The organism is Belliella marina (assembly GCF_042682445.1).
GTDB lineage: Bacteria > Bacteroidota > Bacteroidia > Cytophagales > Cyclobacteriaceae > Belliella > Belliella marina.
Genome location: NZ_JBHUHR010000006.1, coordinates 47,062 through 60,072 on the forward strand (window position 1 = coordinate 47,062; position 13,011 = coordinate 60,072).

7 protein-coding genes are annotated in these 13,011 nt (G+C 42.0%); all 7 read left to right on the forward strand.

What is annotated here, in order from left to right; genetic code table 11:
• Positions 1–104 precede the first annotated feature (104 nt).
• The 7 genes from ACFSKL_RS02960 to ACFSKL_RS02990 all read left to right on the forward strand — a co-directional run bounded on the left by ACFSKL_RS02960 (position 105) and on the right by ACFSKL_RS02990 (position 12,690).
• Positions 105–1,811 (forward strand): glycoside hydrolase family 28 protein, encoded by a 1,707-nt coding sequence (locus ACFSKL_RS02960; protein ID WP_376883405.1) that lies wholly within the window; start codon positions 105–107, stop codon positions 1,809–1,811.
• Between the two features lie 6 nt (positions 1,812–1,817).
• The gene (locus ACFSKL_RS02965) at positions 1,818–2,576 is read left to right on the forward strand and encodes a rhamnogalacturonan acetylesterase (RefSeq protein ID WP_376883407.1); all 759 of its coding nucleotides are present in this window, start codon (positions 1,818–1,820) and stop codon (positions 2,574–2,576) included.
• Between the two features lie 21 nt (positions 2,577–2,597).
• Positions 2,598–3,395, forward strand: coding sequence for a rhamnogalacturonan acetylesterase (locus ACFSKL_RS02970; RefSeq protein ID WP_376883409.1), 798 nt, complete (start codon positions 2,598–2,600; stop codon positions 3,393–3,395).
• Positions 3,392–5,299, forward strand: a complete 1,908-nt coding sequence (locus ACFSKL_RS02975; RefSeq protein WP_376883411.1) for a pectinesterase family protein — start codon at positions 3,392–3,394, stop codon at positions 5,297–5,299. The genes ACFSKL_RS02970 and ACFSKL_RS02975 overlap by 4 nt, the downstream gene beginning before the upstream one ends.
• Before the next feature lie 717 nt (positions 5,300–6,016).
• The gene (locus ACFSKL_RS02980; RefSeq protein ID WP_376883413.1) at positions 6,017–9,235 is read left to right on the forward strand and encodes a SusC/RagA family TonB-linked outer membrane protein; all 3,219 of its coding nucleotides are present in this window, start codon (positions 6,017–6,019) and stop codon (positions 9,233–9,235) included.
• A gap of 19 nt (positions 9,236–9,254) precedes the next feature.
• Complete coding sequence (locus ACFSKL_RS02985; RefSeq protein ID WP_376883415.1) at positions 9,255–11,012, forward strand: RagB/SusD family nutrient uptake outer membrane protein; 1,758 nt, start codon at positions 9,255–9,257, stop codon at positions 11,010–11,012.
• A gap of 25 nt (positions 11,013–11,037) precedes the next feature.
• Positions 11,038–12,690 (forward strand): SusE domain-containing protein, encoded by a 1,653-nt coding sequence (locus tag ACFSKL_RS02990; protein WP_376883417.1) that lies wholly within the window; start codon positions 11,038–11,040, stop codon positions 12,688–12,690.
• Positions 12,691–13,011 lie beyond the last annotated feature (321 nt).

Below are 13,011 nucleotides of genomic sequence, written 5' to 3' on the forward strand. Positions count from 1 at the left end.
TTAAAACCTTGCAACCTTCTAACCTTCAAACTTTCAAACCTTACAATCTCTTACCCCAAGCTGAAATTTTCAATTTAAAATCTTCAATCTAAAATACAAAACCCATGAATAAATTAACCCTCTATCTCTTTATCGCTGCAATAGCCACTTTTGGTTGCAATGGTACTGCCCAGAATGATGCCAGGGAATTATCTGTTTCCCAAAATGACGAGAGTACAATCTATGATGGTGTTGAATTTGATATGCCGAAAGTCAAATCGACTTCGTTTCCAGCACTTACAGTGAGCATCCTTGACCATGGAGCTGTTTCGGATGGCGTTACCAAAAACACAGAAGCCTTTGCAAAAGCAATTACAGAAGTATCTGAAAAAGGAGGGGGGAAAGTCTTGGTGCCGAGAGGTATTTGGTTGACTGGACCTATCCAATTCAAAAGTAATGTAAACCTTCATTTGGAGGCAGGGGCATTGATCCAGTTCAGCAAGGATTTTGACGATTATCCATTGTTGGAGACAAGTTTCGAGGGGTTGAACACTGTAAGATGTATTTCACCGATCTATGCAGATGGAGTTGAAAATATAGCAATTACTGGTTCTGGGACTTTGGATGGAAATGGGGATGCATGGAGACCTGTGAAAAAGAGTAAAATGACAGGGGCACAATGGAAAAGCCTCTTGGCTACCGGTGGATTGCTGAATGATAAAGGAGACATGTGGTTTCCATCAGAATCTTCGATCAAAGGATATCAGGCAAGTAGCAATTTCAATGTTCCTGACATGATCGACCCAAATGAGTTGGAGTCTGTCAAGGATTTTTTGAGGCCTGTGATGGTCAGTATCAAAAACAGCAAGAGGATTTTATTGGATGGACCTACTTTCCAGAATTCTCCGGCATGGAATATTCACCCATTGATGAGTGAGGATCTTATCATCAGAAATTTGAGTGTTAGAAACCCATGGTATTCCCAAAATGGTGATGGATTGGATCTGGAGTCTTGTAAAAATGTGTTGATTTACAACAACGTATTTGATGTTGGGGATGATGCCATCTGTTTCAAGTCAGGAAAAGACCAAGACGGTAGAGATCGAGGGATGGCTACTGAAAATGTTGTGGTCAAAAACAATATTGTGTACCATGGACATGGAGGTTTTGTGATCGGAAGTGAAATGTCAGGTGGTGTGAAAAATGTCCACATCTCAAACTGCACGTTTATGGGGACAGATGTTGGGTTGAGGTTCAAAAGTACCAGAGGTAGAGGTGGAGTCGTTGAGAATATTTATATCTCAAACATAGACATGATCAATATCCCCACAGATGTGATCAACTTCAACCTTTTCTATGGAGGAAACTCCCCGGTATTGGAAGCTGATCAAAGTGCTGCTGATGAGGCAAGGGATGAAGCTGCTGTGCCTGTTTCTGAAACCACCCCGTCTTTCAGGAATATTTTCATGAAAAACATCAAAGCTACCAATAGTGGCACTGCTGCCAATTTCCAAGGTTTGCCTGAGATGAATCTTCAGAATGTAAGCTTGGAAAATTCCTTGTTGGAGGCCAAAAACGGGATCATTGCCGTAGATACAGACGGATTGGTTTTGAAAAATGTCAAGGTGATTCCTACATCGGGAGCAGCATTGACTTTGTATAATAGCAAAAATGTGGATGTATCGGAATTTTCATTTGGTGAAAACGGTGAAAAACCAGTTAGGGTGTTGGGTTCGCTATCAGAAAATATCAAGCTAAGCAAAAAGGATTTTTCTGATCCTGAAAAATCCATCGAAATTGCGACCAAACCTGAAGTAGTTACCATAAAATAAGAACTTATGTTGTATTACAAATCCTTGATTTCTATTGTTTTTGCCTTGTTTTTTACATTTGGAGGAGAAGAGTTGAGGCAAGATGATATCACCATCTTTCTCATTGGGGATTCCACGGTAGCCGACAAACCATATGCCGGTAGCAACCCGGAAAAAGGCTGGGGGCAGGTATTTCCACTATACCTCAAAGAAGGGGTTAAAGTTGAGAACCATGCCGTAAATGGTCGGAGTACCAAGAGTTTTCGTGACGAAGGGAGGTGGGATGTTGTATTTGATAGAATCAAAACTGGGGATTATGTATTGATTGAGTTTGGGCACAATGACCAAAAAATCAAATCGCCTGATAGGTATGCAGAGGCAGATACCGATTATAGGAATAATTTGATCAGGTATGTGAAAGAGACAAGAGAGAAGGGGGCATTTCCCATTCTTGCCACACCTATTTCAAGAAGAAGTTTTGATGAAGCAGGTGTGTTGGAAGACACCCATGGAAGGTATTCAGAAGTGGTCAGGGAGGTTTCAGAGGAATTGGATGTTCCCCTTTTTGATTTGCACAGCAAGTCGATTGCCCTTTTGGAGCAGTTTGGGGTAGAAAAGTCAAAAGAACTTTTCCTTCATTACCGTCCCGGAGATTATGAGAGGTTTCCCAAGGGAGTAGCAGACGACACCCATCTTTCCCCAACAGGTGCCTTCAAAATCTGTGATTTGGTGGTGGAAGAGGTAAAAGAAAAATTGCCTGAATTGGCAGTATTCCTAAAAGATTGATTGCCATAAAACCCATTTTCTATGACAAATAAATCAATATATTTCATTTGTGGTATCACCATTCTTGTTCTTTCCATTTTGTCATTCCGACAGAAAGAAGAAAAGGTAAAAATCTATTTGATAGGTGATTCCACCATGGCTGATTATGCCAACTACGGAGATGATTATATCAAAACCCGCTACCCTGTGACTGGATGGGGGCAGGTTTTTCAGGGCTTTTTCGACCAAGCTGGACAAACCATCCTACCTGGAAGTACAGTTGCAACCACTGTTGAAATAGATGACAGAGCAAGGGGAGGGAGAAGTACAAGGACGTTTTTTGAAGAAGGTAGGTGGCGTTCTGTTTATGAAAATATTCAGGAAGGGGACTGGGTGATGATGCAGTTTGGACATAATGATGCTGCAACTGAAAAAACAGAAAGATATGTTACAATCGAGGGGTACAAAGAATTCTTGCGTTTGTTTATTTCCCAAACCAGAGAAAAAGGAGGGAACCCCGTGGTTCTTACTCCGGTCAATCGAAATTACCCTTGGAAGGATGGACAATTGCAAAACTGTCATGGTGAATATTATCAAGCTGCATTAGAAGTAGCCAAGGAAACAGAAACTTACCTGATAGACTTGACAATGCTTTCCATTGAGGAATTTACTGGGAAAGGTCAAGAATATGTTACTTCCAATTACTTCATGAATTTTGGGCCAGGTTTGTATGAGGCCTATCCAGAAGGCAGCAAAGACAATACACATTTCCAGCCTGAAGGTGCCAAGGCAGTTGCGGCATTGGTTTTTGAGGCATTTCGTAAAATCGATAAAAAATGATCCTCAAAATAGAGTCCTCTTTGAGATTTTTGGTTGTTGTGATGCTGTTGCTTTCAACAGCCGAATTGAATGCCCAAATTGTCAATTTCTATCCTCAGGATGGCAAAGTCAGGGATTTGAAAGGCAAGGTTCAGGAGGATATCGTAGTTGCCAAAGATGGAACCGGAGACTTTATATTCATTCAGGATGCTTTGGATGCCATCAGGGTATACTTGCCAAAACCAATCACAGTCCATATCAAGGAAGGGGTTTACAAAGAGAAGTTGTTGATTCCGGGAACCATTACCAATGTGACTTTCAAAGGTGATGGTCCTGACAAAACCATCATTACTTTTGATGACCATACTGGGAAAAACAAATTGCAGACCTTTGATACCTACACTTTGATGGTGTTGGGTAATAGCCTAACCTTCAAAAACCTTTCGATTGAAAATTCGGCAGGAAATGTTGGTCAAGCGGTAGCACTCCATGCAGAAGGGGATAGGCTGGTTTTTGAAAACTGCCATTTCAGGGGCAATCAAGATACCATGTTTGCCTCTGGGGAAAATTCAAGGCAGTATTTCAGGGGTTGTTATATCGAAGGGACTACTGATTTTATATTCGGTTCTGCTACAGCATATTTTGAAGGATGTCAAATACACTCCAAATCCAATTCTTATATCACAGCTGCCTCAACTCCCGAATGGGTAAAGTACGGTTATGTTTTCAATGGTTGCCAACTGACAGCTGATGAAGGCGTAAGCAAGGTTTATTTGGGAAGGCCTTGGAGGGATCATGCCAAGACGGTTTTTATCAACTGTGAAATGGGAAGCCACACCAGGGGAGAAGGCTGGAGTAATTGGGGAAGGGAAATTGAGAAAACCGTATTTTATGCAGAATACAATAATTCTGGTCCCGGATCTAATACTGCAGATAGGGTTTCCTGGTCAAAAAAATTGGATGCCCATGCTGCCCAAAAGTATTCCTTGGATGAAGTTTTTAAAGGGTACAATAGTCAAAACGATTTGTTTGGAAAACCCTGGTTTGGTGTCGTGAAAGACAGTTCATATACCTTGGGAAGTGCCACATTGAAAATGAAGAAGATGGTACCTGAAGCCAAACCAGTCCTGAAACAACAATCAAGCAATGTCAAAGAATCCCAAGTGTATTATAAATCATTGCCCTACAGGGATCTGGAAGCAAGTGTGTTGTGGGTAGAAAAGGGGTGGGAAAAGCAAGCAGGAATAGTCATGGTGCATGGAGGTGGTTGGCAATCCGGTTCATTGGAGCTGATGTTGCCTATGGCGCAGGAACTTGCCAAAATGGGATATGTTACAATGCCCATAGAATACAGGCTTTCTAGGGAGGCTATATTCCCGGCAGCTATTTTGGATATCAAAGATGCAATCGCTTGGTTAAGAAGCAATGCGGAATCATACAATCTGAACCCAGCGGAAATATACGTCTTGGGATGTTCCGCTGGAGCGCAATTGGCTACCTTGGTTGGAGTAACGGATGGGAAAGAAGAATTTTTTTCAGGACTTGGAAAAATTGCGGAAAGTGATGTCAATGGGATCATCAATATTGATGGGATTGTAGCCTTCGACCATCCCGAATCAGAGGAAGGTGCTGTTGCTGCAAAATGGTTGGGAGGGAGTCTTGAAGAAAATAATGCCAATTGGCAAAATGCTTCAGCTCTAACACATGCGGGAGCTGACAGTCCCCCGATCTTATTTGTCAATGGAAACCAAGATAGATTCCATGCGGGAAGAGATGATTTGAGGTCGGTTTTGGAAAAACACAATATATATTCTGAAATTGTCAAAATTGAAGATGCTCCACATACTTTTTGGCTTTTTGATCCCTGGTTTGACCAAGTTGTCAACAGTATCGACAAGTTTATCTTGAAGATTAAGCTGCCTTAAAAAGGGAAGTCATATCGAATGCGAGGAGTGTGTTCTGTAGAATTGCGGAAAGATATCTCACTTTGTTCGATATGACTTCCCTAATAAAATAAGCTAGTAAGTATAAATAAAGCGTCAACCATTTTCAAGACGTGACCATTGGGAAACTTTTTTTAACATGAAATTATCGGAAACACCAAGGTCTGTGTCTTCGAAACACTAAGGTTTGTGTTTTCGAAACCCAAGGTTTGTGTTTTCGAAACCCAAGGTTTGTGTCCTCACAGACCTTGGGACCTCCCCAGACCAAAGGAAACCCTCCCAATAAATCGAAGCCCCCTCATTTCGATACTATTTAAGTGTAAACGATTGCGCAATCTGTTCGATATGTAGACATCCCAAATAAGAACTAGTGAGATGAAATTACAGAATAAAAGTATTTAATAAGCTCAATATCTACAATTTAACGTTGTTTTGAAATTTTTTATTTAAAAATTCTTGTGGGTAAAATAAATAATTCTTAATATGCAATCGATTGCGCAAATGACTGCTATTTCTGGTCGTTTAAAGCTTTCGATAGTCAAACAATTTAACCCTAAATACATATGAAATTCTGCCATTGCCAGCCCTACTCCATACTAAGTGGATAGGCTACCTCCCAGCACATATTTTTTGACGGAGGAAAATCAACTTTACAGTCAAAATAAATTAAGTATAACAATAACCCTTTATCTTATTGAAATGAACATTACTTGTAAAACACCGGGTATTATCCGGTCACTGTTCTTAGCTATTTGCATTTCGCTTTTTGCGATGGGTGCTGTATTGGCTCAAGGATCTGTAGTAAGGGGAACGGTTACTGCCGAAAATGGAGAACCAATCCCAGGTGCTTCTGTACTTATAAAAGGTACAGGAGTAGGAGTCGCCGCTGATATTGATGGGAATTTCACTTTGGAAGTTCCATCAAATGCAACTTTGCTTGTGTCATTTATCGGCATGGTTACAAAAGAAATCCTAGTAGGAAACCAAAGTGTAATCAACGTAACCCTAAGTGAGGATATTTCTACCCTTGATGAATATGTCGTGGTAGGTTATGCATCCATCGAAAGAAGGGATCTGACCAGTTCGGTTTCCTCAGTGAATGCAAAGCAATTGGCAGATATCCCTATCAATTCCGCTGCCGAAGCATTGGCAGGTCGTCTTGCAGGTGTGCAAGTGACAGGCAGTGAGGGTTCACCAAATGCTGAAGTCCAAATCAGGGTAAGAGGTGGTGGTTCTATCACCCAAGACAACTCTCCCCTGTATGTGGTGGATGGAGTACAGGTTGAAAATGCACTTTCTATCCTTTCTCCACAGGATATCGAATCCATTGATGTTTTGAAAGATGCCTCCGCTACCGCAATCTATGGCGCTAGGGGAGCCAACGGTGTTGTAATCATCACAACCAAAGGAGGAACGGAAATGAAAACTACCGTTAGCTATAACGGCTTGGGTGGTGTGAAGCAATTGGCAAACAAACTGGATGTAATGAACCCTTATGACTTTGTCAGTTACCAATACGAAAGATCTAGGGGCTCAGAGCAAGAAAGAAACAATTTCCTGAATACCTATGGAAACTATGGCGATATCGAAAATTACAGACGCGTGCCATTCGTAGATTGGCAAGAGGAGATTTTTGGTAGAAATGCCATCATGCAGACCCACAATGTCAGTATTTCTGGTGGTACAGCAGCGACCAAGTTCAACATCAGTGTGACTTCGAACACAGAGGAAGGCGTGATGCTGGTATCTGATTTTGACAGAAAGTTGCTCAATTTCAAATTTGACCACAAAGTAAACGAAAGGTTATCCGTAGGCTTCAATGTAAGGCACAACAGCACGACTGTAAACGGCGCAGGTACGGCATCGGAAGGTTCTTCTTCTACCAATAGGTTGAGACATGCTGTGAAATACAGACCTGTTTTGATGGACGGTGCTGATGTGACAGCTTACGATCCCGATTATGCTGATCAGACGAATGCCAATTCTTTGGCTTTGATCAATCCGATTTTGCTCACTGATGCTGAATATAGACAGAGAAAGCAAAGTGTCACCAACTTCAATGGAAGTGTGAATTATAAGTTTAATAACCACCTTTCATTCAGATCGACCCTAGGGATTGATTACAATGATGTGACTGATTATGCATTCAATGATACAATCACCGGTCCGGCAAGGCAGGTTGGTGCTGGTCAGCCGATAGCATCCATCAGAACCAATGCCAGAAGAATACTGAACAATTCAAACGTATTCACTTTCAGTACTGCAAAAATGAAAACTGCATTTACGGAAAAGAATAAAATTGATGTGTTGCTTGGCCATGAGATTTTCGAAGAGCAATTTAGGATTGACTACAACGAAACAAGATTTTTCCCGATTGGTATCACAGCAGAAAGGGCATTGGGTAATCTTTCCTTAGGGCAGCCTCAGATCCCTACTTCAAATTTTCAAGAATCCAGGTTGTTGTCATTCTTCGGTAGGGTGAATTATGCCTATGGAGATAGGTTCCTTTTTGCTGCCACAATGAGGGCTGATGGTTCCTCAAAGTTCGCCAAAGGAAATAAATGGGGTTATTTTCCATCCGTTTCCGGAGCTTGGAGAATCTCGGATGAAGGATTTATGGATGGGGTCAGAAATACAGTTTCTGACTTGAAGTTAAGGGCTTCCTATGGTGAATCAGGTAACAACAGAATTGATAACTACCTTTATTTAACCCAATTTGGTCCAAATGCATTCTATGGTTTCAACAACGCTTTGGAAGTAGGTTTCTCTCCGGTTGCTTTGGCGAATGAAAACTTGATTTGGGAAACTACCATTGCGAAAAACATCGGTTTGGATGCAGGTTTTTGGGGAGGCAGAGTGCAGTTCTCAATTGATGCTTACATCAATACCACCAGAGATCTTTTGGTAGAAGTACCTGTTCCATCTACTTCTGGATATACTGTTCAGCTACAGAATGTGGGAGAGACATCAAACAGAGGGGTTGAAGTACAATTGTCTGGAGCGATCATCAACAAGAAGGATTTCAACTGGACGGCGAGTTTCAATATTTCACATAATATAAATAGGGTAGAAAGTTTGGGAGACCAGACCCAATTCCTAGTACCATCAGGTTGGGCAGGTGGAAATGTGCCATTTGACTATGCAATCCAAGTAGGTAAGCCAGTAGGTACTATGTGGGGCTTGGAGACGGATGGTTTCTACCAAATCAGTGATTTTGACTACAATGATGGGGTATACACCTTGAGGGATGGTGTGCCAAACAACCAAGGCATCACTTCGGTAGTCCCAAGACCAGGGACTTTGAAATTCAAGGATCTGAATGGCGATGGGATCGTTGATGACAATGATAGGACTGCCATCGGTAATGCAACGCCGAAGTTCTTTGGAGGTTTGAACCAGCAATTTTCATGGAAAAACTTCGACGCAAGTATCTTCATGAACTTTGTATTGGGCAATGACATCCTGAATGCAAACAAACTGGAATTCTCTTCAGGGTATACACCGAATTCGAACCTCTTGGCGATCATGAATGACAGGTTTACAAATGTAAACGGTGCTGGCCAAGTAGTGACAGACCCTACTGAGTTGGCAGCTTTGAATGCCAATGCGACGATTTGGTCTCCATTGACTTCGGCAAGTTCATTCTACATGCATTCATGGGCGATAGAAGATGGTTCTTTTTTGAGAATCAACAACATTACTTTAGGCTATACTTTGCCGACAAGTATGCTTCAGGCATTCAAAATCCAAAGGTTTAGAGTATATGCTACCGGAAACAATTTGGGGATATTCACCAAATACACTGGATATGATCCAGAGGTGAATACCAGAAGAAGGACACCAATGACTCCAGGGGTTGATTACTCAGCCTATCCTAGAGCCAGAACATTCATCGCAGGTGTAAACATTACTTTCTAATAGCCAAAAGAAAATTATCATGAAAAGAATATATCAAATAACATTGGCTTTGGTTTTCTCAATGGGAGTGTTGACCTCATGTGAAGATTATTTGGAAATACCTCCGGTATCTTCCTTTGGGCCAGATTACGTATTTAGCAATGTAACCAATGCTACCAAGGCTGTAGCTGGAGTATATGCCGCATTGGGCGGAGATCATGGGTATGGTATCAGGTTGAGCATGTACTATCCTTTGGATGATGATATCATGATGGGACAAGGTGGAAACCCATTCCCTGATAATGAAAGAAGGGATATCGCCCACTACAATGTACAGCCTAGCAATACCCAAATCAGGATACCTTTCAATCAATTGTATACAGGTGTGGAAAGAGCCAATATCTGTATCGTGGAGATCCCAAGGATGGCCATGTACGAAAATGGTACGGAGTTCGAAAAAAGAGAATTAAGAAGATTGCATGGAGAGGTTTTGACCTTGAGGGCACAGTTTTATACTGAATTGATCAGGAATTGGGGGGATATCCCTGCCCAGTTTGAGCCATCCAGCACACAAGCGGACCTTTTCAAAGAAAGAACGGATAGAGATGTGATCTATGATCGGCTTCTTGCAGATTTGGCACAAGCGGCTGAATTGCTTCCTTGGGCTACAGCAAGTTCATCCAGTGAAAGAATTACCCAAGGTGTTGCCAGAGGCTTAAGGGCTAGGATAGCACTTTACAGAGGTGGATACTCTTTGCGTCTTGATAGGACTATGAAAAGAGGAGCCAACCATATGACCTTTTACCAAATTGCAAGGGATGAAACGGCAGCTATTATTGCCAGTGGATCCCATGGCTTGAACCCTTCCTTTGAAGATTTGTTCAGAGGATCGATTTTGGCAAAAAGAAGAGAACCCAATGGAGAAATCATGTGGGATATCGCAATGACAGGTGGAGGCAGCTCCTTCGGAGATAGTAAGCTTGGGTATTACAATGGTCCAAGATGGAACAATTTGGGTAATGGGGCATTGACTGTCTTGCCTACTTTCTTTTATTCATTCAATGAAAATGACCAAAGAAGGGATGTAACTGCAGCACCATACAATATCAATCAGGATTTTACCATTGTTGCCAGGACATTGCAGACTATGGTAGATGGGAAGTTTAGGAGAGATTGGATTACCAATCCAGTATCAATAAATTCTACTGCACAATATTTTGGATTGAATTGGCCGGTAATCAGGTATGCAGATGTTTTGTTGATGTTTGCAGAAGCTGAGAATGAAATCAACAATGGACCGACTCCTGCTGCTATTGAAGCATTCGAGCAAGTGAGATTGCGGGCTTTTGGAGGGAATGCAGCATTGATCGGGTCTACACCTACAAGCTATCAGGGATTCTTTGATGCGCTTGTCCAGGAAAGGGCCTTTGAATTTGCTGGTGAAGGAATCAGGAAATATGATCTGATCAGATGGAATCTTTTGGAGACAAAGCTAAATGAAACCAAAGCAAATCTTGCGGCTATGGCTACCAGAACAGGGGAGTACGCAAATTTGCCTACCACGATGTATTATGAGGCTGGCTCAACAGAGTTGAATTGGTTGAATTCGTTCTACCAGCCACAGCCTACACCTGCACCAGCAGGTTCGGCGAGTGTGTCGTGGGTTGGTCCAAACATCAACACCACAATCCTGACCTTTTATGCTGTTGGTTTTACACCGGGTAAGAGTGAGCTGCTACCGCTTCATACATCAATTTTGGATGCCAATCCAAAATTGAAGCAAGAATATGGCTATTAATGTTGACCCCAAAAACCTAAATGATATGAAAATCTTAAATAATAATGCATTCAGATTTGTAGCATTGCTGATGGTATTGGGCTTGGCATTCTCAGCCTGTACCGATATGGACAATGATTATGAAGTGCCTGACGATATGAAGCGATTCAGGCCTGTAAGGATTACAGGTGCCAACGGGGAAACTGCGGTGACTTTGACTTGGCCGGTAGCCTTGTTTACTGACCCGGGGCAAGTGAATTACAAAGTACAGATCTCCCAAGATAGCTTGTTTTCTTCCGTTACATTGGAAAAAGAAACTGTGGCTACTACCCTTGAAATCACTGATGAGGAGTTGGAAATACAGGTTGAATATTTTGCAAGGGTTAGGGCGCTTGGACTTTCATCAGCCCAAGATTCCGAGTGGCAAAGAACAATGGAGCCTTTCCAAATTACCGGGGAGCAGATTTTCTTGCCTACTTTCGATAATGAAATCGGCTCTTCAACGATTCTTTTGAGATGGAGACCAACATCAAACCCAACTAGCATCGTGGTAACTGATGCCATGGAAAACGTTACAACTTTCACTTTGACAGATTCCGATAGGGAAGCTGCACATAGAGTTTTGGAAGGCTTGACTCCGTTAATGGCTTACACAGCTGAGATATTTGAAGGTACCCGTACAAAAGGCAGTACTTCTTTTGTGATGAAAGAAGAGAGCATCTTTGATATTGTAATTGGTCCTGGGGATAATTTCAGGTCGATTATAGAGGATGCCGAGGATGGTTCCATCATTGGCCTTCAAGCTGGAACCTACGATGTAGTTGATTCGGAGGGAGCGTTTGCCAATCTGAGAATCATGGGTAAGACGATCACATTACAATCAGTTTCGGGTGATCCATTGGATACCAAAGTGAATTTCAGGGAATTGACTTTCACGGAAACAGGTGCTGGAATTACTGTGAATGGAATCACATTTGATGGTGGTCCTGGGGGAGGATCCTACTTCTTGAATTTTGCAGGTGGTGCGGCGCAGTTTACGGATATCATCGTCGAAAACTGTATTGTTGAAAATGTTGGGACTTCATTTTTCAGGGCCAATAGGGCAGGAAACAATGAACATAAAGTAGGATTGATCAAGGTATCAAGCACAATACTGAGAAACCATGCTGTTGACAATTACCATGTATTCCATTTGGACAAATTGGAGTTTCAGGAAATAGAAATAACCAACTCCACTTTTTCAGCTTTGGGAAGCAGGGGCTTTATCGGATGGGCGACCAATCTGACGATGTCATTTACACCAAAGATCACTGTGAACAATGTTTCCATCAATGGACTTGGTTCCAGAAATAGAAATGATGTCTTATTGGATTGCAACAACAATCTGGTTGAGTTTTCAATGAGGAATTCCATTTTGACCAATATGCCATTTGAAGACCAAACAGTTGGCTCTAGATTGGTAAGGGCAAATCCTGATTCCCAGATTTTGTTGAGCCATATGAATATGTTCAACCTCACTACTGGTGGTGCAGAACCTGAGCAATTGACATTGCAGACTTATGTCCAAATTTCCAATATCCTGAATGTTGATTTGGGATGGAATTCAAAAACCACAACACTGACATTACCGGCTGCTTCTCCATTGAGGACTGCAAGTACTACAGGTGGTCCGATAGGTGACCCTAGGTGGGCGTTCTAAAACAAAAATGTTGAATTGATTTATAAACCCTAGGCTATGGGATGACAGCTAGCCTGTTGTTCCATAGCCTTTTTGTTTGGCCCTGAGACATTAGATAAAAGAAGCAAGAGACGAGAAGCAAGAGACGAGTGTGACCATGACCACTAAGTCACCTCGACGGCAGGAGAGGTCTCGTCCCGTCTATGGACAAGTAAGTGAAAAATGAAAAGGATGTCTTGATTTCAGTTCGAGATTTCTCTCTACTGTCTCCCTATCGTGAGATAAATTCGAAATGACCACCAGGTGACTTCGACGGGAGAGAGGGTTCTTTACTTGGACTAA

Coding starts and splice junctions, on each gene's coding strand:
- ACFSKL_RS02960 (WP_376883405.1), top strand. CDS start 105: ATGAATAAATTAACCCTCTATCTCTTTATCGCTGCAATAGCCACTTTT.
- ACFSKL_RS02965 (WP_376883407.1), top strand. CDS start 1,818: ATGTTGTATTACAAATCCTTGATTTCTATTGTTTTTGCCTTGTTTTTT.
- ACFSKL_RS02970 (WP_376883409.1), top strand. CDS start 2,598: ATGACAAATAAATCAATATATTTCATTTGTGGTATCACCATTCTTGTT.
- ACFSKL_RS02975 (WP_376883411.1), top strand. CDS start 3,392: ATGATCCTCAAAATAGAGTCCTCTTTGAGATTTTTGGTTGTTGTGATG.
- ACFSKL_RS02980 (WP_376883413.1), top strand. CDS start 6,017: ATGAACATTACTTGTAAAACACCGGGTATTATCCGGTCACTGTTCTTA.
- ACFSKL_RS02985 (WP_376883415.1), top strand. CDS start 9,255: ATGAAAAGAATATATCAAATAACATTGGCTTTGGTTTTCTCAATGGGA.
- ACFSKL_RS02990 (WP_376883417.1), top strand. CDS start 11,038: ATGAAAATCTTAAATAATAATGCATTCAGATTTGTAGCATTGCTGATG.